The following is a 26439-nucleotide window of genomic DNA, read 5'->3' as shown; positions in this document are numbered from 1 at the left end:
GCCGGAGCCTGAACCCCGCGCCCCGCCGCGCGAGCCGGGGCCGTCCAAGTCCTAGATCGACGAGGGCTTTCCGACGGCACGTCGCCGGGTGGCCCCACCCGGTCACCTGGCGCCTCCCCGGCGGGTCCGGCCGAACCCGCTCCGCGGCGCGCCTCCACGAGCAGGCGTTCGCGCAGGAAGCGGTAGCCGACCGCCCGGTTGACCGCCAGCATGGGGGCGTTGCTTCCGTTCACCGTCACCGTGACCGACCGTACGGCGGGGAAGCGCTCGCGGACCAGCAGGGTCTGATTGGCCTTGATCCACCGGGCCAGGCCACGGCGGCGGTGCGCGGGCAGCACGGCCGTGTCGTCCTGTTCGGCCCCCGGGCCGCCCGGCCGCGGACGGCGGTGACCGTGGCCGCGACGACCCGCCTGCTTCTGCTGGCCCTCGGCCTCACCACCGGCGTCCGGGGGAACTGACGAGCACACCCGGAGACAGGGACCCGGCAACCCCCTTCGAACGGCTTCGCACGCCGGCGCCATTGGTCAGTGGGAAGTGAATTCAGCCTGGACTGTAGTACAGCGGGCGCTGTACCGTTGTGGACATGCTCACCGCTGCCACACGCATGGACGCCATGGCCCGTCTCGGTAAGGCGCTGGCCGATCCGACCCGGTGCCGCATCTTGATCGCGCTGCTCGAAGGGCCGGAGTATCCGGCGCGGCTGGCCGAGCGTCTCGGCCTCACCCGGTCCAACGTGTCCAACCATCTGACCTGCCTGCGCGGGTGCGGCCTGGTGGTCGGGGCCGAGGAAGGGCGCCAGACCCGGTACGAGATCGCCGACCCGCGGCTGGCGCACGCGATAGACGATCTGCTCGGGGTGGTGCTGGCGGTGGACACCGGCGAGCGCTGCCTGAACGACGAACAGGGCTGCGCGTGACCACCGTCGGTCTCGGCCCGAGCCCCTTACGCCGGGCGGCGCTGCACCGCCGGATCAGGCTGCTCGTCGCGGCGACGATCACGTACAACCTGATCGAGGCGGCCGTCGCCATCACCGCGGGCACGGTCGCCTCCTCGGGCGCGCTCGTCGCGTTCGGCCTCGACTCCGTGATCGAGGTCGCCTCGGCCGCCGCCGTCGCCTGGCAGTTCTCCAGCGCGGATCCGCAGGCGCGTGAGCGGATCACCCTGCGGATCATCGCCCTGTCGTTCTTCGCCCTCGCCGCCTACGTCGCGGTCGATTCGGCGCTGACCCTCACCGGAGCCGGCGCGGCCGGCCATTCCACGCCGGGAATCGCGCTCGCCGCCCTCAGCCTCCTGGTCATGCCGTTCCTGTCGGCCGCGCAGCGTCGGGCCGGCCGTGAGCTCGGTTCGGCGAGCGCGGTCGCCGACTCCAAGCAGACCCTGCTGTGCACCTACCTGTCGGGCGTGCTCCTCGCCGGGCTCCTCCTCAACACCCTGTTCGGCTGGTCATGGGCGGACCCCGTCGCCGCCCTGGTCATCGCCGCCGTAGCCGTCAAAGAGGGCCGGGACGCCTGGCGGGGCGACGCCTGCTGCGCCCCGCCGCCGCCCTCGGCCGACGGTGACGACGCCTGCGGCTGCGAACCCGGGTGCTCCTGCTGCACGCCCGACCAGGCGCGGCAGGATCACGCCGAGTGGGCGCCGGCCGCGTGCGCGCTTCCGACAGAGGAACGGCCGTCGCGGGTCGCGGAGTTCGACGACCTGTTCGCCTCGGCCCTGCTGGGACTGGAACGGGTGCGGCCGACGCGCCTGCGGCTCACCCTGGCGGCGGGCGCACAGGTGGAGAGCACGGCACGGGATCTGACGGCCAAAGAGAGCGAATGCTGCTCGTTCTTCGCCTTCACCCTCACCCCCGGCGCGGAAGACCTGACGCTGGACGTCGAAGTGCCCGCGGCCCAGGTCGAGGTCCTCGACGCACTGGCGGCCAGGGCCGCCGCGCAGATCGCGCGATGAGCGATACCCGCGCACCAGGGCGGCGGCTGTCACGGGCAGGTAGGGAGCGTCCCTTACAGTCACAGCCGTGACCGTTGTGCGTTCTCTCCTGCTGTTCGTCGTCGCCGCCCTTGCCGAGATCGGCGGGGCCTGGCTGGTGTGGCAGGGCGTCAGAGAACACCGCGGCCTGCTGTGGGCCGGCGCCGGCTTCATCGCCCTGGGCCTGTACGGCCTCGTGGCGACCTTCCAGCCGGACGCCCACTTCGGCCGCATCCTCGCCGCCTACGGTGGCGTGTTCGTCGCCGGTTCCCTGGTCTGGGGCATGGTGGTCGACAAGTTCCACCCCGACCGCTGGGACGTCATCGGCGCCACGATCTGCCTCCTCGGCGTCCTGATCATCATGTACGCCCCGCGAGGCTGACCCCGCCCGCCGCCGGAGGAAGCCGCTTCGGCGACACGGTCATGCGCCGATCCGCACGAATGGATGCCTCTGCCGCAAGCGGGTGAAACCCGGGCGAGGGTGGCGTGAAACCGGGGGCTCCCACAGTGGGGGCATGAGTATCACAGAACTCGGACGTACCGGGGGCGGGTCTGCTTCCGATGGGGGCGCCGGGCTCGCCGTGCGTGCGGAAGGGCTTGTGAAGGCGTTCGGCGAGCAGCGGGCCGTCGACGGGATCGATCTGGAGGTCCGGCCGGGGGAGATCTTCGGCGTTCTCGGGCCGAACGGGGCCGGTAAGACCACCATGCTCCGGATGCTGGCCACCCTGTTGAAGATCGACGCGGGGCGTGCCGAGATCTTCGGGGTGGACGTGGCCGGCAACCCGCACGTGATCCGGCAGCTCGTCGGCGTCACCGGCCAGTACGCGTCGGTCGACGAGAACCTGACCGGCCGTGAGAACCTCTGGCTCTTCAGCCGCCTGCAGGGCGTCGCCGCGTCGCGCGCCCGGCGCATCGCCACCGAGCTGCTGGGGCAGTTCGGCCTGGAGGACGCCGCCGACAAGCCGATCTCGCAGTTCTCCGGCGGCATGCGCCGGCGCCTCGACCTGGCGGCCAGCCTGATCACCAGGCCGCCGCTGATCTTCCTCGACGAGCCGACCACCGGTCTGGACCCGCGCACCCGCGGCCAGATGTGGGACACCATCCGCGGCCTGGTAGCCGACGGCTGCACGGTGCTGCTGACCACGCAGTACCTGGACGAGGCCGACCAGCTCGCCGACCGCGTCGCCGTCATCGACCGCGGCCGCAAGGTCGCCGAGGGCACTCCCGACGAGCTGAAGACCGCGGTCGGGAACTCGGCCCTCCAGTTGGTGCTGGCCGAGCCGGGCGAGCTGCCGTCCGCCGTGGAGGTCGTGCGGCGCGTCCTCGGCTCCGACCCGATCCTCAGCCCGGAGCAGGGCCGCCTCAACGTCGCCCTCGACCAGGCCGACCTGGCCGGGGAGGTGCTGATCGCGCTGCGCACCGCCGGGGTGTCGATCACCTCGGTGAGCGTGGCCAAGCCGAGCCTGGACGAGGTGTTCCTCGCCCTCACCGGCCACGAGACGGACGGAGACCACCAGACCCGCACGGAGGAGACCCGATGACCACCATGATCGCACCCGCCCGCGAGGCGGTCCGGGCCGCCGACCGCGTGGCGTCCGCACGGCGGCGCGTCTCCATGGGAGAGACGCTCGGCCAGACGCTGATGATGGCGTGGCGAGCCCTGAAGAAGATGCGCCGCAACCCGGAGCAGTTCTTCGACGTGGCGCTGCAGCCGATCCTGTTCACCGCGATGTTCGCCTTCGTCTTCGGCGGCGCCATCGCCGGCGACGTGCAGAGCTACCTTCCCCTGATGATCCCCGGCATCCTCGCCCAGACCGTGCTGACGACGTGCATGGCCACGGGCACGCAGCTCCGTGAGGACATGGAGAAGGGCGTCTTCGACCGGTTCAAGTCGTTGCCGATCGCCAGGATCGCGCCGCTCGCCGGCCCGATGGTGGCCGACCTGCTGCGCTACACGATCGCGGCGACGCTGACCTTCGGCATGGGCCTGGTGATGGGGTACCGCCCGGACGGCGGAGCGGGCGGCGTGCTCGCCGCGATCCTGCTGGCGATCTTCATGGGCTGGTCGCTGGCGTGGGTGTTCACCTGGGTCGGCACGATCGCCCGGAGCGCCCAGGCCGTGCAGGGCATCTCCATGATGATCTTGTTCCCGTTGACGTTCGTGTCGAACGCGTTCGTCCGCGTGGAGACGCTGCCCGACTGGCTGGCCGCGTTCGTCCGGGTCAACCCGGTCTCACACCTGGTCACGGCGACCCGCGACCTCGCCAACAGCGCCCTCGTCAGCGGAGAGGTGGCCTGGACGCTCCTGGCCTGCCTGATCGTCATCGTGATCTTCGCGCCCCTGTCGGTGCGCAGCTACAAGCGGCACATGTGAGCTCCGCCCACCCCGGCCGGAGACCCGGTCGAGGAGAGTCCGGGCCTCCCCGAGCAGGTCGTCGCCGCGCCGATCGCCGTACGCGGCCCGCATGGCGGCGATCAGCCCGGGCGCGGCCCGCTCCGCGTGCGGTTCGATCCGCGCGAAGGTCATGCTGGGCATGCTGTTCTGGTACGCGAACCGCTCGGCCAGCACGAGCAGCTCGATCGCGTCGCGGGGCGCCATGGCTCCCCGCAGCAGCCCCCACGCGCCGAGCCCGAAGAGCATCGAACCGCACAGCGGGTAGTCCAGGACGGGGCTCTCCACGGCCAGCAGGTCGTAGCGCAGGACGGCGGAGAACAACTCCTCGCCGTACGGGACGTCCTGCGGCGGGGCATGGTAGGCGTACGCCGTCAGGGTGACCGACACCGCGACGATCGTCCACGGCGTGAACTCCGCGTGCGCGAGCCCCGGCAGGCGCAGGTCGCGCGCCCGCCGCACGGCCAGGCGGTACTCGGCGAGCGCGGCGGCCGTCTCGCCGCGGGCCAGGGCGATCTCGGCCGCGCACAACGAGACGATCGCCACACCGCCGAGCACCGCCTCGTTGTCGTTGATCCGGGTGATCTCGGCGAGCTCGGCCTCGGCGGCGTCGAGGTCGCCGTCGGCGAGCGCGGCGACCAGCAGCACCGCGCGGAGCTGGGTCTCGTCGTCGGTGGCGCCGATCCGGCTCAGCACCGGGATGGCGATCCGCGCGTGCCCGACGGCCCGCCGCCGGTCGCCGCGCTGCATGAGCAGGTGGGCCAGCACGGCGTGCATGACCGCGGCGAACCACGGCCCCTCGCCCTCGTGGAGCATCGCCAGGGTCCGCTCGGCGGCCTCGATCGCTCCGGTCACGTCGCCCGCGTTCTCCAGGACGTGGACCCTCGTCTGCGTCGCCGCCAAGGCCACCTCGTGGTCGGTGCTCCGGCTCAGCTCCTCCAGCCGGCGGCGCACCTCGGCGCCGTCGGCCGCGTCGCACGCGAGCAGCACCGTGGCCATCGCCGCCACCCGGGGATCCGTCGCGTCGCTCGTGGGCAGCGAACGGAGGAGGTCGCGCAGGGGCTCGTTACGGCGGTCGATGATAACGACGATGTTCGTCAGCGTGATCAGCAGGGCGGCCCTGGTCACCTCGGCGAGGTGCGGCGGCGGCGTCCAGCCGACGATCACCTGGCTGATCGCGTCCAGGTGGACGAGGATGCGGGGGTGGTCGCCGCGGATCGACCACAGCGCGCCGACGCCGGCCAGCAACTGGACCGTCGTGACCTGATCGGATTCGGCGAGAGCCTGCCGCAGCAGGTCGGCGAGGTTGCCCTCCTCGGCGCGCAACGCGTCGACCGCCGCGAACTGCGCCAGGCTGAACAGCTGGAAGGCGTGTTCCAGGGCGTAGGCCGTCGCCCAGGCCCGCTGCGCCGCGCGGGCGGGCGCCTCCTCGCCGGCCTCCTTCAGCCGCATCCGCCCGAACTCCCTGACGGTTTCCAGCATCCGGTAGCGGAGGCCGTACGCCGTCTCGCGGACGTTCAGCATCGACTGCTCGGCCAGCGCGTCCACGGCGTGCAGAGCGTGCGGGCCGAGGACGTGCTCGGCGGCGGCCAGCGTGAAACCGTCGCCGAACAGCGACAACCCCCGCAACGCCCGCCGTTCCGGCTCGTCCAGCAGGTTCCACGACCAGTCGATGACCGCCAGCAGCGTCTGGTGCCGGTCGGGGGCCGTACGGTTCCCGCCGCGCAGCAGGGCGAACCGGTCCGCCAGGCGCCGCGCGATCTCTTCGACCGACATCACCCGCACCTTGGCCGCGGCCAGCTCGATGGCCAGCGGCAGCCCGTCGAGGCGGGCGACGACCTCCTCGACCACTTCCCCGTCGATCCGCACCCCGGGCCTGGCGGCCGTGGCGCGCTGGCGGAACAACTCGGCCGCGTCGCCCTTGGGCAGCTCGCCGAGCGGGTAGACGCGTTCGGCGGGGATCGACAAGGGGGCGCGCGAGGTGATGAGCACCCGCAGGTCGCGGGTGGTCACGGTGAGGAACGCCACCAGGTCGGCGACGGCCTCGATCACGTGCTCGCAGTTGTCCAGGATCAGCAGCGCGGGAGCCTGGTCGAGGTGCTGGGCGATCCGGGCGCGGACGTCGGACCGCTGCGCGGCGGTCAGGGCATGGCGCCCGCTGACCGAGTCGCGAACCCCGAGCGCCGAGCCCACCTCGCCCACCACGCCGTCCGGCGAGGAGACGCCGACGAGCTCGACGAAGTGAGCGACGGGCTGCGCGGCGTTCCTGCCGATGACATGGGCCAGCCGGGTCTTGCCCAGCCCGCCGGGGCCGATGATGGAGACCACCCGGTTGGTCTGCACCAGCGCGTGCACCGCGCGGATGTCGCCGTCGCGGCCGAGCAGCGAGGAGCCGTCGAACAGGATGCCCTTCCGCACCGGCCGGTCGGCGGCGAGGAGTTCGGCGTACACGCGGGCGAGCTCGGGCCCCGGTTCCGCGCCGAGCCGCGCGACCACGCCGGCGCGGTACCGCTCGTAGCGCTCCAGAGCGGCGGCGGCGCCTCGTACGGCGGCCTCGCTGCGCAGCAGGCAGGCGAGCAGTTCCTCGTCGTGCGGCCGCTCGGCCGCGGCCTCCTCCAGCAGCGGCAGCGCGCCCTCGTGCGCGCCGCTGCGGCTTCGCGCGATCGCCGCCACCCGCCGCGCCTCGGCCGCCCACCCCGCCGCGACGCCCCTCAGCTCGGCGAGCGGGCCCGCGGTCATCTCGTCGAGCGGCCCCGTGGCGCCGTCCACCAGAACCATGGCCTCTTCGGCGCGGCGGCGCGCGAGCGCGGTGTCGTCCTCGCCGAGCGCGGCCCGCGCCTGCTCCACCAGCGCGCCGAGCAGCAGCGCGTCCACCTGGTCGGCGGCCAGCCCGAGCCGGTAGCCACGCGGGATCCGCAGCACGACGTCGGCGCCGGTCGCCGCCCTGGTCCGCGAGACGACCACCTGCAGTGCCTTGGTCGGGTTGGCCGGCGTCTCGTCCGGCCACAGCTCCTCGATCAGGCGCTCGTCTCCGACTCCGGCGCGCCCGTGCATGGCGAGCGCGGCCAGCAGGCTCTGCGCGCGATCGCCGACCACGCGCGCGCCTTGCCAGCGAACGCCGTCGAGCAGGACCAGTACGGGGGACACACCCTCAGCTTACGGACGAGTCGCCGTCGAAAGGCGTGACCGCGTGCGCCGGCGTCGAGGTCGTCGCGATCAGGCCGCCGGCCCGCCGGGTCAGGAGGTGAGCAGGGTCAGGCCGTAGCTCTGCAGGATCTTGTTGAGGGGGACGTAGTAGGAGCGGCCTCCCGTGGAGCAGTTGCCGGTGCCGCTGAGGAGGATTCCCTGGAGGTGACCGCCGGAGATGAGGAAGGATCCCGGCCTGCTGCCCGGTTCGACGCAGACGCTGGTCATGATCAGGCCGGACACGGTTCCCTGCGGATAGGTCACCGTGGCGTTCCTGTTCATCACGGTGCCGCACTGCCACCCGGTCGTGCCGGTGGAGCCGCAGACCGAGGAGCCGGTCGGGGCCGGGGTGCTGCCGTGAACCGGGATGTCGCCGCCGAGGCTTCGGACGACGCCGCGCGGTTCCCAGGCGGGGGTCACGGCGACCCAGGCGCTGGAAGGGTCGGGGTAGGTCGAGCCGCGGATGGTTCCCACGATCGTCCCGTTCGCCCCGCGCAGGATCTCGCCCACGGGACCGCAGGCTCCGGAGGTGACGAAACCGCCGTCGACGGTGGCTCCGACGGGGCAGCGACCGTTGACCCCGAAGGAGTCTCCGACGCGGATGGGGGTGCCCTGGAGCCCGGCTGTTCCGGCGGACGCGACTCCAGGACTCAGGAGGAGAAAGCTAATGATCAACAGGAGAGATATCCGTCGCATCATGTATTAACGGTAGATTTCACAAAGGCAACTGCCAATGGTCAACTACTCATCAGCGGTAGCGATGTGGTTCGTCCCCCGGCACGCCCGGCGTCACGGCGTGAGGAACCCCCGGCACGCCCTTTTTCACGGTGACAGGAACGCGGCGGCGATCCGCCCGGCGAGCCGTTCGAGCAGCGGCCCGGCCTCGGCCATGCACCGCCGCACGTCGGACTCGACGTCGGTCAGCGCGTACGCGGCCTCGATGCCGGCCGCCCGCAGCTCCTCGTCGCCCACCGAGCGCCGACCGCAGACCGCCACCACCGGCACACCATGCGCGGCAGCGGCCGCCGCGACGCCCACGGGGGCCTTGCCGCGCAGGGTCTGCGCGTCGATCGAGCCCTCGCCCGTGATCACCAGCCGGGCGCCCGCCACGTGCCGGTCGAAGTCGAGGAGGTCCAGCAGGTAGCCGATGCCCGGCCGGATCTCCGCGTGTAGGAAGGCCAGCGCGCCGAACCCCACCCCGCCGGCGGCTCCCGCGCCCGGCCGCCCGGCCACGCCCATCGCGCGCCCGGCGCGGCCCTCCTCGGCCACGCCCGGAAGGCCGTGGCTGTGCTCGACCGCGCCTGGCAGACCTGAGGCGTGCGCGGCGACGGCCGCCAGCCGGGCCAGGCCGGCCTCCAGCACGGCCACGTCCTCAGGGGTCGCGCCCTTCTGCGGGCCGTACACCGCCGCGGCGCCGTACGGCCCGAGCAGCGGGTTGTCCACGTCGCTCGCCACGACGACCTCGAAGCCGCGCAGCCGGCCGGAGACGTCGATCGCGTGCAGGTCGCGCAGCGCTGCCCCGCCCGGCGGCAGGTCGTTCCCGGCCGCGTCGAGCAGCCGCACGCCGAGCGCCTGGGCCATGCCGGCGCCTCCGTCGGTGCAGGCGCTGCCGCCGAGGCCGAGCACGATCCGGGTCGCACCGTGCCGTACGGCGTGCGCGACGAGCTCGCCGGTGCCGCGGCTCGTGGCCGTCAGCGGGGCGGAGGCGGCCGCTTCCGACAGCCGCCGCAGGCCCGACGCCTCGGCCAGCTCGATCACCGCGACTCGGCCGTCCGGCTCGTCCCGTACGGCGTAGGCCGCGAGGACCCGCTCGCCGACCGGCCCGGTCACGTGTGTCTCGAGCCGGGTGAACCCGCTCGCGACCACCGCGTCGACCGTGCCGTCGCCGCCGTCGGCGATCGGGAGCAGGACGACGTGCTCCCGCCGGGCGGACCGCAGCCCGGCGGCCACGTGGGCGGCCACCTCGGGCGAGGTCAGCGACCCGCGGAACTTGTCCGGCGCGACGACGACGTGCCCTGCCGTGGTCCCGGTCATGTCATACCTCTCCCCTGATCGCGCCCCCGAGGGTGTTCTCCGGGACGGCCGGCCCGCGCGGGTGATGACGGACATGCTCCGCGACGGGACTCCTGCCGATCCTCCTGCTCGGTCGCACGAGGATCCATCGGAGTCCCGTCGCCTCGCCTTCAGGCATTGACGAACGGCCGGCCGGTCAAACACACCGAAGTCGCGACTCCTCCGATGCCACGATCGTCGCGGGCCGGCCCCGTCTCAGACGACGCGCACCTGGTTGGCGACGCCGCCGACGCCCTCCACGGTCACCGTGACGACGTCGCCGTCCCGGATCAGCAGCGGAGGCTTGCGGACGAAGCCCACACCCGGCGGGGTGCCCGTGAGGATGAGGTCCCCCGGTTCCAGCGTCAGGTAGCGCGAGGCGAAGGAGATGATCTCCGCCACGGAGAAGATCATGTCGGCCGTCGTGCCGTCCTGCACCACCTGGTCGTTGAGCCGGGTGGTGATGCGCAGCGCCTGAGGGTCCTCGACGTCCTCGGCGAGCACCACGACCGGCCCGACCGGGCAGAAGCCGTCGGCGGACTTGCCGCGCAGCCACTGACCGTCGGAGAACTGGGCGTCCCGCGCCGACAGGTCGTTGGCCGCGACGTAACCGAGGACATGGTCCAGGGCCTCGTCCCGGCTGACATCGCTCGCCCGGCGCCCGATCACGACGGCCAGCTCGCCCTCGTAGTCCAGCTCCGCGGAGAGATCCTTCGGCACCTCGACCACGGCCCCGTCCGCGCGCAGCGCGTTGGGGAACTTCGCGAACAGGAGCGGCTTGGCGGGGGCCTGCACTCCCGACTCGTCGGCGTGGTCGAGGTAGTTGAGGCCGACGCACAGGATCTTCGAGGGGTTCGCGACCGGAGCGAGAAGTTCCAGGTCACCGACCGGAACCGTCACGCCACCGGCGTCGTCGCCGTCCGCGCGCCACGCGCCGGTGTGCAGCGCCTCCCGCAGGACGTCGGCGGCGGGATGCTCGGATTCGGTCGCGAGCACCGTCGCCTGTCCCCGCGAGATCCGGACGAGCACCACGCGGCCGTCGAGACGGGCACGCGCCAGGCCCCGCACCGTGGGCGGGGCCGAGACGCCCGAGGGCGAGGACGCCATCATCGGCTCACCCCGGCGATGCGCCGCGCCTCCTCGACGGTGGCGATCGGACGACCGATCTGCTCGGCCATCTTCACCACGACCTCCACCAGCTCGGCGTTGCTGCGCGAGGGCTCACCGCCGGGCAGGTAGGGGTTGTCCTCCCAGCCGACGCGGACGTGGCCGCCCAGCGCGATGGCCAGCGGAATCAGCTTCCACTGCTCGACCGGGTCCATCACGCTCATGTTCCAGTTCGTGTTCGGAGGGAGGTGCTTCACCATGTACATGAGCGCGTCCGGGGTCGGAGGCGTCCACGCGCCGCCCTGCCAGCCGAAGAACAGGGTGGCCCACGCCTTCTCCTTCAGCAGGCCCTGCCGCCGCACGAACTCAAGGTTCCAGAACGCTCCGGTGTAGAAGCACTCGATCTCCGGCTTCACACCGTGCGCCTCCGCGGCGGTGACGAACTCGACGAGCTCGTCGCGCGGGTGCAGGGAGTACATCTCGTTGGCGGGGTAGGCCGGGTCGGGCTGGAAGTACTCGTCGTGCACGTTGAAGGCGTACGACATCATGTCCGGCTTGAGCGACATCAACTCGACCTTTTCGGGAAGCCGAGCGCTGGCGATACCGAACTGCATGATCGGATCGGTGCCGACGGTCCGGATCTTGTCGGTCAGATCCTTCCAGCCGTCAAAGTCGATCTTGGACAACTTCTTGCCGTCGGCCTGGATGGCGTCCTCCAAGTAGTGCACACCGTGGTGGTGGCACAGGGTCGCACCCGCGTTCACCGCGTCGATGTACTCCTGGCCGACCTTGTCGGTGTCCTCAATGGGCGGCATGCCCTTGTAGCCGGGATAGGACATCGTGCTGTCGGCCGTGACGGTGATGATGAGCGGATCCATAAGGTCTCCTAGTCGCTTCATGTGCATGGTGAGGTGTTGCTCAGGGGTGATGGGTGCTCAGAGCGTGACGGGCGAGCCCGTGGCCACCGACTCGTAGGCGAGCTCGATGACGCGCACCGCGTACGCGCCGTCCTCGGGCGCGACGTCGGCCGGCTCGTCGTTCGCGATCGAACGCGCGAAGCTCTCGATCCCGGCCGCGATCGAGTTGTACTTCCAGGTGCGCGGCTCGTAGGCCGTGCCCGGCAGCGGCGATCCTTCGTGGTCGCGCTTGCCGCGGAACAGCATGGCGGGAGGGTTCTGGTGCTGGTCGACGACGATGAGCCCGTCGGTGCCGTGCACTTCCAGGCGCTCGTTCCACGGACCGCCGGAGGTGAAGCTGGACTCCACGGAGAAGAGCGCGCCCGAGCGCATCCGGCCGCACACGATCGACCAGTCCTCGACCTGGCTGACGTCGACGAGGCGGTCCGACAGGGCACGCAACGAGGCGACCTCGCCGAACATCCACTTCAGCAGGTAGAAGGAGTGCGCGCCGGCGTCGATGATGGTGCCGCCGCCCGAGCCGTCCTGGCGTCCCTTCCACAGCTTCGGGTCGCCGAGCCGCTCGAACTCGTTGCCGCTGATCAGGGTGCGGACGAGCGTCACGTCCCCGATCTCGCCGCGGTTGATGGCGTCGAGGGCGGCCTGGTAGGCGGGGATGAACCGCGTGTTCTCGTTGACGGTGAACTTGAGGCCCTTGCCGGCCGCGAGGTCCACGAGTTCGCGGGCATGCGCGGCGTCCACGGTCATGGGCTTCTCGATCAGGACGTGCTTGCCCGCCTCCAGGAACTCGCGCGCGACCTCGTAGTGCATGTTGTGCGGAAGCACGAGGTCGACGGCCTGGACCCGCTCGTCCTCCAGCAGCCGGCGGTAGTCGGTGCACGCCTCCGCGCCGAGCGACTCGGCCGTCCGCGCGGCGACGTCCTCGTCGAGGTCGCAGACGACCACGGCCTCCAGGCCGTCCGCCCGCTGGTAGGCGAGGTGGTGGGCGAGCTGGTAGATCTCGCCGAGACCGACGACGCCGAAGCGTACCGATCCGGTCACTGGTCACCGCCCCCTTCGAGGCGTTCGCGGATGATGCGCCGGTTGTGGGTGAGCGAGTCCTTCACCCGCGACTCGTGCCGGAAGACGGCCACCGACACGATCCCGTCGAACCCGACCTCGCGCAGCGCGGCGAAGACCTCGTCCCAGTCGATGTCGCCCTGGCCGATGTCCAGGTGCTGGTGGTTGCGCACCCCGGGGCTGGAGGGGTTGAGGAAGGTACGTCCGGGCAGCAGCGTGTCGGCCAGGTGGACGTGTTCCATGGTGTGGCCCGCGTAGGTGATGATGTCGCGGTTGACGCCTTCCAGGTGGCCGCGTTCGTCCTCCACGCCGGTGAGGTAGTAGGTGTGCGGCACGCAGTGCAGGTAGGTGACGTGATCGCTCTGCAGGCCCCGGATGAAGTTGACGGCCTCGATGCCCGACTCCACCCAGTCGCCCGGGTGCGGTTCGAGCGCCAGCGTGATGCCCTCGGACTCCGCCAGCGGCAGCACCTCCTCCAGGGAGCGGCGCATCGCGGCCTCGCCGGCCTGCGGGGCGGCCGGGTGCCCGGTGAACTCGGAGTTGATCCGGTCACAGCCCAGGTCGACGGCGAGCTGGATGGTCTGCTTCCAGTAGCCGACCGCCGCCTGCCGGATGTTCTCCTCCGAGCTTCCCCACGCCTGCTCGATGAAGATGGACGCGATCTCGACGCCGTGGGTCTTGGACGCCTCCGCGATCTCGGCGATCTTGGTCTTCGACGCCCGCCTGCCCCCGTAGCTCGGCATCACGTCGGGCCGCGGCGAGAGCTCCAGGTACTCGAAACCCGCCTCCCGTACGGTCGAGAACACGGTGTCGATTGGCTGTGGACGCAGCATCCACGTATCGGTCGCGATCTTCATCTCGCTCCTCACTGATCGTTGTGCTTGTCGGAAAGCTCGTTGGTCGCGGGCCGCCGTGGCCCCGCCGGCCCCGCGAACGGGCGTCGTCCTAGTCGCCCTGGCGCAACGCCTCGTGCGTGATCAGGACCCGGCCGTTCGCCCGGCCGCTTCGCAGGCGGGCGAGCGCCTCGTTGGCACGCTCCAGCGGGTACTCCTCGTCCAGCGGCGGAGTGATGACGCCCTCGGCGAGCAGCCGCAGCGCGTCACGCTGGTCCGTCCGGTCGCCGTTGCGCGAACCGACGATCTCCAGCTCGCGCTGGGCGAGGGTCGTCGAGCTGATGCCGGGAAAGTCGGGCTCCTCGCCGACGACGACGATCCGGCCCCGGCGGCGCACATACTGGGCGGCGTCGGCCATCGACGCCGACGTTCCCACCAGGTCGATCACCAGGTCCACGCCGTCGGCGCCGTCGTCGTCCCGGGACGCGGCCCAGGCGCGAAGGGCCGGCACGCGGTCCGCCGCGGACGCCGAGGCGGTGTGGCCGGCCCCGTTGCGGATCGCGAGTGCCAGGTTGTCCTCCCGCACGTCCACGGCCGCGGTCGCCACGCCGGCGCCGGCCAGGAGCTGGACGAGAAGCTGCCCGATACCGCCCGCGCCGATCACGGCCGCGGTCCGCGCCGGTGCCACCGTGCCGCGCCGGTAGGCGTGCACGGCCGTGACGACCGCGCAGCTCGACAGCCCGGCGATGCGGGGATCGAGCCCCGCAGGAACCTTCAGAAGGTTCCGGGCGGGCGCGGTGAAGTACTCGGCGAAGCCGCCGGGCAGCGTCACGCCGATGATTCCCCGCAGGCGCAGCGCCTGCGCGTCGGCGCCGGCCCGGGTGAAGCGGCAGTCCCCGTCCGCGACGAACAGGTGCGGCACGACCACCTCGCCGACGTCGACCTCCGACACCGCCGCGCCGCGTTCGACCACGACGCCCGCGGGTTCGTGGCCCATGATGTGCGGCAGTTCCGGCACATAGGCCAGGCCGTCCTGGATGTGCAGGTCCGTTCGGCATACCCCGCTGGACAGCGTCCGGATCAGAACCTCGTCGGGTCCGATCCGGGGGACGGGCACCTCGCGGATCTCCAGCGGCCGGCCGATCCCGGTGAGGAGCGCGGCCCGCATGGTGTCTTTCACCGCCACTGCTCGGCCCACGCGTCGAAGAAGTGGGTCGCCGCCACGGCGGTCGACTCGTAGTACCCGTAGCAGCCCTCGGTGGTGACGAGCGTCGGCAGGCGCAGCCCGGCGATACGGCGGCCGAGGACGGCGAAGTCCTCCGACTCCAGGCGGAGCGCGCCGAACCCCTGCTCCCATTGGGCGTCGTAGCCCAGGGCGAGGACGAGGTAGGCGGGGTCGAAGCGGCGGATCGCCTCCAGCGCGGTCTCCAGCGCCGGCTCGTAGGCGGCGAACCCCGAGCCGGTGGGCAGAGGGAGGTTCAGGTTGCCGTGCGGCGCGCCGGGGCCTCCGGTCTCCTCCGCGAACCCGGCGACGTGCGGCCAGCCCTCGGCGTGGATCGAGACCGTCAGCACCGACGGGTCGTCGTAGAACACGGCCTGGGTGCCGTTGCCGTGGTCCTGGTCGATGTCGAGCACGGCGACCCGGCCGCCGCGGGAGAGCTCGCGTGCCGCGATGGCGGCGTTGGCGAACAGGCAGAGGCCGCCGCCCACGGCCGGCAGGGCGTGGTGACCCGGCGGGCGGGACGGCACCAGCATCAGCGGCGGCGAAGCGGGCCGCGCGGCGGCCATGCCGGCGAGCCGGCGGGCCCCTTGCCGGGAGGCCGCCGCGCTGCGCAGCGCTCCCGCGCACACCGCGGGCGTGGCATGCGTGACCTCGTCGAAGAAGTACCCCGCGTGCCGGCCCTCGAAGGTGCGCGGCTCGGAGACCCTCAGCTCGGGGAGCGCGATGACGTTCAGGGGGAACTTCGTGGCGCCCTCCGGCCGCTTCGCGCCCTCCTTGACGAAGTCGACGTAGTCGCGGCTGTGCACGCTCAGCGCCGCCGCCCCGTCGTCCTCCTCCGGCACGAGCCGCGCCGCGTCCGGGAACGACCGCCGGAAGGCCGCCAGCGTGGCCGTCACCGAGGTCGGGTAGATGATGCCGGGGAATTCCTGGTTCTCGACGTAAGGGTCGGTCATCTCCGCGACGACCATGGACGGGTCGGTGTGCGCTGTGGTGTTCATGAGGCCCCCAGTCGGCTCAGCGCCACCCGTACGGTGCGCACGAGCCAAGCCATGACGAACCGGAGGAGCACCGCGGCCGCCCCTGCTGCCAGCAGGACGACGGCCACCACGGCTGTCCTCGGGCTCACTTCGAGTTTGATGTCCTGGAACATCCGGAGCGGCAGCGTCACCGCCGTCGGCCCGGACATGAAGGTGGCGACGACGACGTCGTCGAACGCGGCGAGGAAGGAGAACACGAAGCCGCTGACCAGCGCCGGACGCAGGGCGGGGAGCAGGACGTGCCGGACCACGGAGACCGGCCCCGCGCCCAGGCTGCGCGCGGCGTTCTCCAGCCGCAGGTCGAGGTTGCGCAGCGCCGCCGCCGTGATCGACACCGAGAAGGGCAGTCCGAGGACCAGGTAGGGCAGGATCAGGCCCAGGTTCGTGCCGACGAGGTCGTGCGGCGCCACGAGCATGAAGAACCCGAGGCTGTAGATCATCGGAGGGACGATCATCGGCATCGCGACCAGGATCGCGGTCGGCAGCCGCAGGCGCCGCGGGCCGCGGACGAGACCGAACGCCCCGAAGCCGCCGATGACGACGCTGATCGCGGCGGAGGCGCAGGCGATGCCCAGGCTGAGGAACGTGGAGTCGATCCACGCCTGGTCGGCGAAGTAGTCGGCGAACCACCGGGTGGAGTACTCCTCCGGCGGGAACGTCAGGTACGTCGCGTCGCTGAAGGACCAGATGGCCACGACCACCAGCGGCGTGACGAGCAGCGCCGCGCCCACGAGCCAGCTCCCTGCCAAGATGGGCAGGCGTAGCCGTCCGACGAGGTCGAGACCGGTGTCGAGGATCCGCGCGCGCAGGGCCCGCAGCTCCTCGTGCCGTCCGGTGGAGTCCCCGGCGCCGCGGCCGGGACGCCGGCCACGCCGCGCCGTGGCGGTCTCGGCGCCCCCGACGGACAGTGACGGCGCCAGGTAGCGGAACAGGACGGCGAACAGCACCAGCACGATGAGCAGGAGCAGCACGGCCTGCGCCGCCGCCCCGGCGGGATCGACGAGGTTCGAGAACTGCACGAGGATCGACTGCGCGATGAGCGTGTCACCGGGGCCGCCGAGCAGCGCGGGCGTCACGTAGAAGCCGAGCGTGCTGATGAAGACCAGCGCAGCCGCCGCCGTGACCGCCGACGACGTGGCGGGCCGGTACACGTGCCAGTGCGCGACGGCGGGCGACGCCCCCAGGCTCTGCGCGGCGCGCACCGGGGCGCGGTCGATGCCGCTCATCACGCTGTAGATCGGCAGCAGCGCCAGCGGCAGCAGGATCTGCACGGTGCCGATCAGCATGCCGGTCTGGTTGAACACCAGCTCGGGGGCGGTGTCGACGCCGAACAGGGCCAGCGTCCCCGCGACGAGCCCGCTCGGCGCGAGGATCGCGATCCACGCGTAGGAGCGGATCAGGATGCTCGTGAAGTACGGCACGAGGACCACGACCATCAGCACGCCCCGCAGACGCTTCGGCACACGGGTGAGCGCGTAGGCCATGCAGTACCCGAGCACGACGCAGATCGCGGTCGAGAGCGCGGCGATGACCAGGGTGCGGCGTATCGCGCGCCAGAAGACCGGCGAGGTCACCTGCTCGCGGTAGTTCTCCAGCGTGAATCCATGACCGCCGCGGAAGCTGTCGACCAGCAGCGAGCACAGCGGGACGACGAACAGCAGGATCAGGACCGCCAGAAGCGGCACGAGGGTGAGCCATCGGCGGTCCGGCCGGTGCCGTGGGCGGGCGACCGGACCACCGATGAGCTGCCCCGGAAGGCTGTCGACCGACATGGATCTCCTAGATCGAGGTCGTCTTGATCGCAGGCGGGTCGTGGGCTACTTCGAGGCCCACGCCTGCCAGCGCTCGATGGCGACTTCCTCGTTGGACTTGTCCGTCCCCGGCGCGGTGGCGGTCCACCAGTCGTAGTTCTGGGTCACGGCGGACGCGACGTTCTCCGGGGACGTCGGCAGCAGGGCCGAACGGTCGGCGGGGAGAAGGTCGAAGGCCGCCGAGTTCGCCGGCGAGTAGGTGATCGCCTTCGCGAACTCCGCCTGGGGCTGGGACTCCATCATGAAGGCCAGCAGCTTCTGCGCGTTCGCCGCGTTCTTGGCGCCCTTGAGGATCGCCCAGTTGTCGTACTGGAGGATCGACTGGTTCCACGTGCCGGCCACCGGCGCGCCCTTGTCCTTGGCGCCGGCGACGCGGCCGTTCCACGCGCTGGCGACCGTCACCTGACCGCCGGTGAGCAGTTGGATGGGCTCGGCGCCGGTCTCCCAGTACTTCACCAGATTCGGCTTGAGCCGGTCGAGGCTCGCGAACGCCCGGTCGTAGTCGATCGGGTAGAGGTCCTTCGGCGCCACGCCGTCGGCCAGCGCCGCGATCTCGAACGTCGCGCCGCCGGCGCCCCAGGAGCCCGGCGCGAGCGTGCGCTTACCGGGGAACTTGGCGACGTCCCAGAAGTCCGCCCACGAGTTCAGCGCCTTGTCGCCGAGCTTGCCGGTGCTCCAGGCCGGCACGACGGAGATGTAGTAGGCCGGTACCGAGTCGTCGGCCGCCTTCACCGGGGCGATCTTGTCGCGGACGCCGGCCTGCCAGAGCTTGTAGTCGACCGGTTCGAGCGCCGAGCCGTCGCGGAACCGCTGGAGCACCGCGCCGTTGATGTTCACCAGGTCGAAGGCCGGGGCGCCGGCCTTGACGCCCGTGAGCACGACGGCGGCGTCGAACTCGCCGGGGCTGAGCACGACGTCGATGCCCGTCTTCTTCTCGAACGGGTCGAAGAAGGCCTTCTTCATCGCCTTGCCGAGGTCGCCGCCGGGATCGGGGACGACGACCGTACCGGCGGCGGAGCCCGCTCCTGAGCCGCCACCGCTGCCGCTGCCGCAGGCGACGGTCGTGAGCAGCGTACCGACCGCCACCACCGCCCCCAGCACGGTCTTCCGGGAGAACATCATCAGCCGTACCTTTCTGTCCTGCAGATCTCTGCCGCGGACCGGAGTCCTGGCCGGCAGCCTGAGCCGAGGTGTCACGTCACGAGGACGAGGACGCACCCTGGCCCGCGACGTGGTAGCCCCGTGCCGCCCGGGCGTCCCAATGGACGGCGACCTTGTCGCCCACAGCCCATCGGGTCTCGTGGAGGTTCTTGAGCGAGAGGCGCGCGTTCAGGTTCCCGATCGCCGTCTCGACGACGTGCAAGGCCGTCGCGCCCTCGTACAGCACCTCGCTCACCGTGCCCGGCACGGCCGCGTCGGCGCTCTCCATGGGCAGCAGCGAGACCTGCTCCGGGCGTACGCCGACCTCGACACCGCGATCGGGTTCGAGTGACGCCACGTTCTCCACGTCCCGGCGGTGACCCGGCCGGTCGCCGTCGAGAACGACGCGGACCCGGCCGTCGGCGTCGAGAACCGTGCGTCCGCGAAAGAAGTTGGTCTCGCCGACGAAGTCGGCGACGAAGGCGCTGACCGGCTTCTCGTACAGGTCGGTGGGCGTCCCGAGTTGCTCGACGGCGCCGTCGTTCATCACCGCGACCCGGTCGGCCATCGTGAGCGCCTCGCCCTGGTCGTGGGTCACGTAGATGACGGTCGCGCCGAGGTTGCGCTGGAGGCGTTTGATCTCGACGCGCATGTGCTCGCGCAGCCGCTTGTCGAGCGCGCCGAGCGGCTCGTCCATGAGGAGCAGCGCCGGCCGGAACACGATGGCGCGGGCGAGCGCGACCCGCTGCTGCTGGCCGCCGGAGAGCTGGTCGGGGAACCGGGTCGCGTACCCCTCCAGCTTGACCATCTCAAGGGCGTGCTGGATGTGGCCGCGCTGTTCCCGCATCGGCATCCGCCGCATCCGCAGCGGGAACCCCACGTTCTGGGCGACGGTCATGTGCTTGAACAGCGCGTAGTGCTGGAACACGACGCCGATCCCGCGCTTGTGCGGGGCCAGCCGCGCGACGTCCCTGCCGTTGATCCGGATCGCGCCGCTCGTGGGCTTCTCGAAGCCGGTGAGCATGTTGAGCAGCGTCGTCTTCCCCGCACCGGAAGGCCCCAGGATCGCCAGGAACTCGCCGCGACGGATGTTCAGCGAGACACCGCGCACGGCCTCGACCGTTCCATACCTCTTCGACAGGCCGTCCAACTCAACTTCACCGCCCGTCGCGACCTGGTCGACGACCCGGACGCCCTCCGACACCTCGGACACACTCAGCTCCTCGGGGAAGTTGCAATCAATGCAACGCGTATGGCTGAACTTAGGTAGCCTCGGATGGCATGTCAAGGGGTTCTTGGGCGACAAAGCGACACTTGTCCTGGTTATGGGCGTGCGATCCCGCTGGGCCGGAGCGCTTTCCGGCCCGATAGGCGCGTGCTATGTTGTCGGCAGCGCAACACCTGTCAGGCCGGAGCACATCCCACGGCACGTTGCGAAGATTCCGTGAACACGGTCAGCCCAGGATCTTGGTGAGGAGAGAATCATCTCTATGCCAGAGAAGCGATCGCGGGACAACGGCGACCTCGGGAACATGTCGCACATCAGGCGCGGCCTCATGGTTCTCGAACAACTGGCCACCAAGCCGGCGACGGCGGCCGAGGTGGGCCGGCTGGTCAACGTGAACCGCAGCAGCGCTCTGCGGATTCTCGGCGACCTCGTGGACGCCGGTTACGTCACCCGCGACGACGCCACCAAGGAGTTCACCATCCGCCCGGAGCGGTTCTACGGGCTGATCGTCAACCACCCCGCCCACGAGCAGCTGATCGAGAGGGTCGGGCCTCTGCTCAAGCGGTTGACCGCCGAGTCCGGCGAAGCCTCGCTCTTCGCCGCCCCCGCCAGCGGCAACATGGTCTACGTCCAGTACCAGCCCTCATCGGAGGTGCTCACCCTCCGCGAGCGGCTCGGCACCGTACGGCCCATCCACTGCTCCGCGGTCGGCAGGGCCTACCTGTCGACGCTCGACGGCGCCACCCTCGACGAGGTCCTCGGCACGCTGAACTACTCCGGCGGCACGGAACGCGCCCCCAAGGGGCCACTGGAACTGCGCCAACGGGTCGAGGAGGCCCGCGACGCCGGCTTCGCCCTCGACCTCGACGAAACCCTCGTCGGCGCCTCCTGCGTCGCCGCCCCTCTGACCGACAACGGCAGATGCATCGGCTCCATCGCCCTCTCCGGCCCGACCTCCCGCATGCCCCACCCCCGCCTGCTCGAACTCGGCACCTTAATAGTCCGCGAGCTCACCCACACGTTCTGACCCAGCCCCGAACCCCCAATCGACGACCTGATAGCACACGCCCTTGCCAGGCTCCGAAGGTGAGGATGCGGGGTCCGGCCACGACGTTCCTACCCTCGCGATAGTTGTACGCCACGATCCGGCCCGTATCGTCCCGTCCAGTGATCTCTGCTGGGCGGGAAGGGCGGCCATGAGCGACGATGTGGCGCGGCGCGTTTTTCGGGCGGTCGACACGTTCGACCCCGAGGAGTTCACGCGATTACTGGCGGACGACGCCACGTTGGTGTTCGGCAACGCCGAACCGCTGGCGGGACGTGCGGCCATCACCGCCGGCTTGCGGACGTTCTTCTCCACCATCGGCGGCCTGCGGCATCGCGTCGTCAGGAACTGGCAGGTGGACGCCGACACCATCGCCGAGACCGAGGTGACCTACCGCCGGCTCGACGGCAAGGACGTCAGCGTCCCGGCCATATCGATCTGGCACACCCGCGACGACGGCCTGATCTCGGACTATCGCATATTCGTCGACCTGGCCCCGGTCTACGCGGCCTAGGAATCCGGAGAGGACGCCCCTTTCCGCTCGTCTAGCGGGACGACCGGACGAGGTCGCTCTCGTAGGCCGCGATGACGAGGTGCGCGCGATCTCGTGCCTGGAGTTTGCTCAGCAGGTTGCCGACATGTGTCTTCACGGTCTTGATCGAGATGGTGAGCCTCGCCGCGATCTCACCATTGGACAGGCCACGACCGACCAGGGCCAGGACCTCGGTCTCCCGCTCGGTCAGGACCTCCAGGCCGACCGGTCTGCCGCCCGTGGGCCCGGCCATGTAAGCCGCGATGAGGCGGGTGAGGACGCGCGGCGCGAACAGCGATTCGCCGCGATGAACACGGCGGATCGCGTCGAGGAGCTGGTCGGGGTGGGAATCCTTGAGGAGGAAACCACTGGCGCCGGCCTGGAGGGCCGCGCGGACGTACTCGTCGAGCTCGAACATCGTCAGCACGACGACCTTCACCCATGCCCCGCCCGCGCCGGACGTGATACCGCGGGTGGCCGCGATTCCGTCGGTGCCGGGCATGCGCACGTCCATGAGCACGACGTCGGGACGTGTCTCGGCGCTGAGCCTGACCGCCTCGGCGCCGGTCCCGGCCTCGCCGACCACCGTCATACCGTCCGTGGCGTCGATGACGGCGGCGAGGCTGTGGCGCAGCAGCGGCTGGTCGTCGGCGATGACGACGCGGATGGGGGACGCGGGATCGTTCACGACGGCCGGGCCTCGGGAATGCGGGCGGTGACGCGGAAGCCGTTCTCGACGTGCTCGGCGCGGAGGGTTCCGCCGATCGCGGTGACGCGTTCCCTGAGCCCTTCGATCCCGCGCCCGGCTCCGGGGTGAGGCGTCCACCCGTCCACGGGACCCTCGTCGTGGACGCTCGTGACGATCCAGTCGCCGTCCCGGCGGACGTGCACGCTCGCGCCGGTGGGCCCGGCGTGCCGGGCGGTGTTCGTGAGGGCTTCCCGCACGACGGAGCAGACCGCGAGCTGCGCCCCGGGGCTGAGGTCGTCGACCTCGTCCAGCCTGACGGTGACGGACGGGCCCGCCTGCTCGGCGTCCCTGACGATGGCCGGCAGGTCTTGGAGGGTTTCCGCGGGCTGCAGGGGTGCCGTCGCACCGGTCGGGTCGCGCAGCACGTTGAGCATGCGGCGCAACTCCGTCGTGGTCTCCCGTCCGATGCGCTCGACGTCCGACAGCGCCGCGGCGCCGTCGTCCGCCGTGCCGAGGTGGCGCGCCGTACTCGCCCGGACGGTGATCAGGCCCAGGCCATGGGAGACGATGTCGTGCAGCTCACGCGCGATCCGGAGGCGCTCGGCCTGTGCGGCGCGTTCGCCGGCCCAGGCCGTCAGCCGCGCCTCGTAGGCGATCCGCTGCCGGCGGGCGCGCACCATCGCCCACACGGTGGCCGTCAGCGCCAGAGCCGCGATGACGACCGGGACGACGAACGCGGCGCCGCCCCCGCCGCCGACCGAGAGGAGGACGAGCAGGAGCACGACGTTGAGGGCGATGGCCGGCGGCCAGACCCGCCGCGCGCGCCTTGGAAGTACCTCGTCGACCTCCACGCTGGGATCCTAGGACGTGCCTGCGGGCGGCGCATCGGTCCAGGGTCTGAGAGACCCCGGTCCGAGCCGCGCGCCCCGGTCCGGTCTCCGGCCCGATGAACCGGAGGTCAGGACCGGGTTCGCTTGTGCGCATGCTGACGATCGAGAACCTCGTCAAGCGGCGAGGCTCCCAAGAGATCCTGGCCGGCATCAGTTTCCGGGCCCGCCCCGGGAGAGTGACCGGATTCCTCGGCCCGAACGGTGCGGGCAAGAGCTCCACGCTGCGCGTTCTGCTGGGCCTGGACCGGGCGACGTCCGGGACGGCGCTCATCGACGGTGTCCCGTTCGCGCGGCTGCGTGACCCGCTCACCACGGTCGGGGCCGTGCTGGACGGCTCCGGCGCGCACCGGGCGCGCACCGGCCGGGCGCACCTGCGGTGGGTGGCCCGTTCGGCCGGACTGCCGCGTGCGCGCGTCGGCGAAGTGCTCGAAACCGTCGGGCTGACGCACGCCGCGTCGAAGCGGACCGGGGGTTACTCGCTGGGCATGGGGCGTCGCCTCGCGCTGGCGACGGCCCTGCTCGGCGACCCGCGGATCCTGGTCCTGGACGAGCCGGTGAACGGGCTGGACCCCGAGGGCATCCGGTGGATCAGAACCTTCCTTCGCGAACGCGCCGCGTCCGGCCGCACCGTGCTGCTGTCCAGCCACCTGATGGGCGAGCTGGCGGAGACCGTGGACGACGTCGTGGTCATCGACAAGGGGGTGATCGTCGCGGACGGCACCCTCGCCGAGGTCACCGGCGCGTACCGCACCCTTGAGGACGCGTTCTTCGCCCTCACCACCGGTGACGGAGGACCACGATGAGGGCGCTCGCGGCGGAGGCGTCGAAGCTCGCCTCGTTGCCGGCGGTGTGGATCGCGGCGGCGGTGGGGGTGCTCCTGCCGAGCCTGATCGCCGTGATGAACTCCGCCGCGGCCCGCGGCGCGACCGTCGAACCGGCCGGGACCAACACCGGCTACTACGAGCTGGCGTTCGGCGTGGTGGGGGTGATCGTCCTCGGCGTCGTCGCCGTCAGCAGCGAGTACGTCACCGAGAGCGCGGAACTCGGCGGCGGACGCCAGATCACGACCAGCCTGACCGTGGTGCCCTCCCGGCTCAGGTTGCTGCTCGCGAAGATGTCCGCGGTCGCGATCGCCGGCGCGCTGCTCGCGGTCGTCGCGGTGGTCGCCACCATGGGCGCCGTCCGGTTCGTGCTCGGTGAGCACGCCCCCGCCCTGGGCGTGGAGGATGTCCCGCGGCTGGCCGGTGTGGTCTTCTACTGGGTGGGCACGGCGCTCCTCTCCTCCGGGATCACCGTGCTCGCCCGCCACGGGGTCGTTCCGCTGGCCGTCCTCATCGCGAACACCTCGGTCGTCTCCGTCACCTACCTCCTCACCAAGGTCACGCCGCTGGCGAACTACCTGCCCGACCTGGCGGGGAGCCGTATGTTCGTCAGGAAACTCGCGCGGGACACGGTGGAGATCAGCCCGCTCACCGGCGGCCTGGTCATGGCCGCCTGGGTGGCCGGCCTGCTCGGGATCGCCGCGCTCGTGTTCATCCGGAGGGACGCGTGACCGCCGTCCCCACGCCGGCGACGCGTACCCGTGGCCGGGAAGCGGCACAGGCACTGGCCGCGGAGCTGTCGAAGCTCATGTCCCTTCCGGCGGCCTGGCACACGCTCGCGGGCACTCTGGTCGTGAACCTGCTCCTGTCGGCCGCGCTCGCCACCGCCGGGCGCGGCGGCTCGACCGGCGCGCGCGGCGCCCTCGACGTCGGCCTGGCCTCGGTCGGCTACGCCCAGGCCGGCTTCGTCGTCCTCGGCGTTCTGGCCGCCTGTTCCGAGTACACCGGCGGCCAGATCCGCACGACGCTGACCGCGATGCCCCGCCGCACCCTCCAGCTCACCGCCAAGCACCTGGCACTGGCGATCGTCGTGCTCCCCGCGGCCGCGGCCACGGTCACGTCCGGAGTCGTCACGGCCGGCGTGCTCGGCGGCACGGCCGCGCCCGTGTCCCCGGGTCACCTCGCCCGCGCGCTCATCGGCGTGACCGCGTACCTCACGCTCACGACCTTGCTCAGCGCGGCCGTCGGCGCCTTGGTACGCCGGACCCTGGCGGCGGTCGTCATGCTCCAGGCTTACTACTTCATCGTCGGCCCGCTCCTGCGCGACCGGACGCAGGCGGCGAGATATCTCCCCGACACGGCCGGCCTCGCCATGGGGTTCCCCGTGTCCGGCGGCACGGGCGCGGTGACTCCGGCGCACGGCGCACTGGTGCTCACCGCCTGGACCATTGTCCTGATCGCCCTGGCCATGCTCACATATCGGCGATGGGACGCGTGAAGCACTTTCATCGCGAACGAGCCGGGCGCGTCCCTGACGACACCGACTTGAGTGAACACCGTGGGCGCTGTTAGCTTCGCCCGGTGGACGACATGCCTGCACGGGCGGAGGCCATCGAGGACTTCGCGGCGGCGCTGCGAGAACTCCGCAAATCAGTCGGTAACCCACCTTTCCGGGAGATGTCCGGCCGGTCGGGGGCGATCTCGCACACCACATTGCACGAAGCCACGAAAGGGAACCGGCTCCCGAGCTGGGAGACCACCGTCGAGTTCGTCAAGGCGTGCGACGGGGACCCGGCCGCGTACCGCGAACGCTGGGAGAGGGCGAACCTGGCGGTCAGATCGGCCGGAGACTCTTCACTGCGCGCGGAGCCCCTGGTGGCGCCGTCCCCGCCCGACGAGATCGCGGGCGACGACCAGCCGGTTCCCCCCGCGCCGGGGGGCCGGAGGCGAGCGCGGCCGACCCGCGCGGCCGTGGCCGTGTTCGCGACGGCGGCCGTCGGCATAGGGGCCGCGGTCGTCGTCGCGGTGCTCGTCAACCGCGGCTCCGCGACCGACGGGCGCGGCCCGGAACCGTCCGGCAGTTCATCGGAGACCACGCTGTCGGCGGCCGACTGCCCGGTGCGCCCGACCAACCCGCCGTGGGCGCCGCCCGCGCACGAGGGTGATTCGGCGACGTTCATCGGGGACATCACGCTCCCCGACTGCACGCGCGTCGGTCCCGGCCAGACCAAGACCAAGGTGTGGCGGCTCAAGAACGCCGGGACCGTGCACTGGAAGGGCTATTCGTTGCACCGTCTCGACCTCCCGCAGCGACCTGATCAGTGCCAGACCATCTCCGACGTCCCTATCGGCGACACGCGCCCCGGAGAGATCGTCGACGTCCGGACCGACATCACCACGCCGAGGAACCCAGGCTTGTGCTACGTGCGGTTCAAGATGATGGACGGAGCGGGACGGGTCGCGTTCCCCGGAGGCCGGCCGCTCAACTTCCAGATCATCGTCGACTGACGCCCG

Annotated in this window: 25 protein-coding genes and 1 pseudogene; 12 read left to right on the top strand and 14 right to left on the bottom strand. The window is 71.4% G+C overall.

Translation table 11 applies throughout. The features are described from left to right. Nucleotides 1-323: 323 nt before the first annotated feature. The 6 genes from BJ982_RS39100 to BJ982_RS08525 all read left to right on the top strand — a co-directional run bounded on the left by BJ982_RS39100 (nt 324) and on the right by BJ982_RS08525 (nt 4339). On the top strand, nt 324-458 hold the full coding sequence (locus tag BJ982_RS39100) for a hypothetical protein (protein WP_260413738.1): 135 nt from the start codon (nt 324-326) through the stop codon (nt 456-458). Nucleotides 459-583: 125 nt separating this feature from the next. Further along, nucleotides 584-916 (top strand): Cd(II)/Pb(II)-sensing metalloregulatory transcriptional regulator CmtR, encoded by a 333-nt coding sequence (cmtR, locus tag BJ982_RS08545; protein ID WP_184878132.1) that lies wholly within the window; start codon nt 584-586, stop codon nt 914-916. Then, complete coding sequence (locus tag BJ982_RS08540) at nt 913-1947, top strand: cation efflux transmembrane domain-containing protein (protein WP_445009395.1); 1035 nt, start codon at nt 913-915, stop codon at nt 1945-1947. Before cmtR ends, BJ982_RS08540 begins: the two co-directional genes overlap by 4 nt. A 67-nt stretch (nt 1948-2014) precedes the next feature. Beyond that, nucleotides 2015-2347 carry a YnfA family protein gene (locus BJ982_RS08535; protein ID WP_184878130.1) on the top strand — a complete coding sequence of 111 codons (333 nt, stop codon included), beginning with the start codon at nt 2015-2017 and terminating at the stop codon, nt 2345-2347. 133 nt (nt 2348-2480) lie between these two features. Beyond that, on the top strand, nt 2481-3506 hold the full coding sequence (locus BJ982_RS08530) for an ATP-binding cassette domain-containing protein (RefSeq protein ID WP_184878128.1): 1026 nt from the start codon (nt 2481-2483) through the stop codon (nt 3504-3506). After that, nucleotides 3503-4339 (top strand): ABC transporter permease, encoded by an 837-nt coding sequence (locus tag BJ982_RS08525; protein ID WP_184878125.1) that lies wholly within the window; start codon nt 3503-3505, stop codon nt 4337-4339. Before BJ982_RS08530 ends, BJ982_RS08525 begins: the two co-directional genes overlap by 4 nt. A gap of 2043 nt (nt 4340-6382) precedes the next feature. On the opposite strand, the pseudogene BJ982_RS39095 reads toward BJ982_RS08525, so the two are convergent. The 12 genes and pseudogenes from BJ982_RS39095 to BJ982_RS08465 form a co-directional block, all read right to left on the bottom strand. Further along, nucleotides 6383-7411, bottom strand: a pseudogene (locus BJ982_RS39095) (AfsR/SARP family transcriptional regulator); the annotation flags it as partial. A gap of 183 nt (nt 7412-7594) precedes the next feature. Beyond that, nucleotides 7595-8053, bottom strand: a complete 459-nt coding sequence (locus tag BJ982_RS08515; protein WP_184878123.1) for a S1 family peptidase — start codon at nt 8051-8053, stop codon at nt 7595-7597. A gap of 312 nt (nt 8054-8365) precedes the next feature. Then, nucleotides 8366-9577, bottom strand: a complete 1212-nt coding sequence (locus BJ982_RS08510; RefSeq protein WP_184878121.1) for a glycerate kinase — start codon at nt 9575-9577, stop codon at nt 8366-8368. Between the two features lie 234 nt (nt 9578-9811). Then, nucleotides 9812-10705 (bottom strand): fumarylacetoacetate hydrolase family protein, encoded by an 894-nt coding sequence (locus BJ982_RS08505; RefSeq protein ID WP_203959037.1) that lies wholly within the window; start codon nt 10703-10705, stop codon nt 9812-9814. Next, nucleotides 10702-11580: a beta-keto acid cleavage family enzyme gene (locus BJ982_RS08500; RefSeq protein ID WP_184878119.1), complete on the bottom strand. Its 879-nt coding sequence runs from the start codon at nt 11578-11580 to the stop codon at nt 10702-10704. Before BJ982_RS08500 ends, BJ982_RS08505 begins: the two co-directional genes overlap by 4 nt. Nucleotides 11581-11637: 57 nt before the next feature. Beyond that, entirely contained in the window at nt 11638-12660 is a 1023-nt protein-coding gene (locus tag BJ982_RS08495; RefSeq protein WP_184878117.1) for a Gfo/Idh/MocA family protein, read from the bottom strand. Beyond that, entirely contained in the window at nt 12657-13535 is an 879-nt protein-coding gene (locus BJ982_RS08490) for a sugar phosphate isomerase/epimerase family protein (RefSeq protein WP_184878115.1), read from the bottom strand. The genes BJ982_RS08495 and BJ982_RS08490 overlap by 4 nt, the downstream gene beginning before the upstream one ends. An 88-nt stretch (nt 13536-13623) precedes the next feature. Beyond that, a complete protein-coding gene (locus tag BJ982_RS08485) occupies nt 13624-14691 on the bottom strand; it encodes an alcohol dehydrogenase catalytic domain-containing protein (RefSeq protein WP_184878112.1) in 1068 nt (355 codons plus the stop codon). After that, nucleotides 14688-15731, bottom strand: coding sequence for an arginase family protein (locus BJ982_RS08480; protein WP_184878110.1), 1044 nt, complete (start codon nt 15729-15731; stop codon nt 14688-14690). Before BJ982_RS08480 ends, BJ982_RS08485 begins: the two co-directional genes overlap by 4 nt. Next, nucleotides 15728-17542: an ABC transporter permease subunit gene (locus tag BJ982_RS08475; protein WP_184878108.1), complete on the bottom strand. Its 1815-nt coding sequence runs from the start codon at nt 17540-17542 to the stop codon at nt 15728-15730. Before BJ982_RS08475 ends, BJ982_RS08480 begins: the two co-directional genes overlap by 4 nt. A gap of 45 nt (nt 17543-17587) precedes the next feature. Beyond that, the gene (locus BJ982_RS08470) at nt 17588-18703 is read right to left on the bottom strand and encodes an ABC transporter substrate-binding protein (RefSeq protein WP_184878106.1); all 1116 of its coding nucleotides are present in this window, start codon (nt 18701-18703) and stop codon (nt 17588-17590) included. 76 nt (nt 18704-18779) lie between these two features. Further along, nucleotides 18780-19934: an ABC transporter ATP-binding protein gene (locus BJ982_RS08465; RefSeq protein ID WP_184878104.1), complete on the bottom strand. Its 1155-nt coding sequence runs from the start codon at nt 19932-19934 to the stop codon at nt 18780-18782. 277 nt (nt 19935-20211) lie between these two features. Between BJ982_RS08465 and BJ982_RS08460 the strand changes: the two genes are divergently transcribed. After that, entirely contained in the window at nt 20212-20976 is a 765-nt protein-coding gene (locus tag BJ982_RS08460; RefSeq protein WP_184878102.1) for an IclR family transcriptional regulator, read from the top strand. A 169-nt stretch (nt 20977-21145) separates the two neighbouring features. Beyond that, nucleotides 21146-21508, top strand: a complete 363-nt coding sequence (locus BJ982_RS08455) for a nuclear transport factor 2 family protein (protein ID WP_184878100.1) — start codon at nt 21146-21148, stop codon at nt 21506-21508. A gap of 31 nt (nt 21509-21539) precedes the next feature. Here the strand turns inward: BJ982_RS08455 and BJ982_RS08450 are convergent, their stop codons facing one another. Continuing rightward, nucleotides 21540-22214, bottom strand: a complete 675-nt coding sequence (locus BJ982_RS08450) for a response regulator (protein WP_184878098.1) — start codon at nt 22212-22214, stop codon at nt 21540-21542. After that, entirely contained in the window at nt 22211-23065 is an 855-nt protein-coding gene (locus BJ982_RS08445) for a sensor histidine kinase (protein WP_184878096.1), read from the bottom strand. Before BJ982_RS08445 ends, BJ982_RS08450 begins: the two co-directional genes overlap by 4 nt. Before the next feature lie 131 nt (nt 23066-23196). Here BJ982_RS08445 and BJ982_RS08440 point away from each other — a divergent pair, with 131 nt between their 5' ends. From BJ982_RS08440 to BJ982_RS08425, 4 genes are all read left to right on the top strand, one after another. Beyond that, nucleotides 23197-23907, top strand: coding sequence for an ABC transporter ATP-binding protein (locus tag BJ982_RS08440; protein WP_184878094.1), 711 nt, complete (start codon nt 23197-23199; stop codon nt 23905-23907). Continuing rightward, complete coding sequence (locus BJ982_RS08435; protein WP_184878092.1) at nt 23904-24656, top strand: ABC transporter permease; 753 nt, start codon at nt 23904-23906, stop codon at nt 24654-24656. The genes BJ982_RS08440 and BJ982_RS08435 overlap by 4 nt, the downstream gene beginning before the upstream one ends. Continuing rightward, complete coding sequence (locus BJ982_RS08430) at nt 24653-25423, top strand: ABC transporter permease (protein ID WP_203959038.1); 771 nt, start codon at nt 24653-24655, stop codon at nt 25421-25423. The genes BJ982_RS08435 and BJ982_RS08430 overlap by 4 nt, the downstream gene beginning before the upstream one ends. A 92-nt stretch (nt 25424-25515) precedes the next feature. Continuing rightward, nucleotides 25516-26433: an NBR1-Ig-like domain-containing protein gene (locus BJ982_RS08425; RefSeq protein ID WP_239122935.1), complete on the top strand. Its 918-nt coding sequence runs from the start codon at nt 25516-25518 to the stop codon at nt 26431-26433. Nucleotides 26434-26439 lie beyond the last annotated feature (6 nt).

It is taken from the genome of Sphaerisporangium siamense (genome assembly GCF_014205275.1).
GTDB lineage: Bacteria > Actinomycetota > Actinomycetes > Streptosporangiales > Streptosporangiaceae > Sphaerisporangium > Sphaerisporangium siamense.
This window is presented reverse-complemented; position numbering and strand designations above follow the sequence as displayed.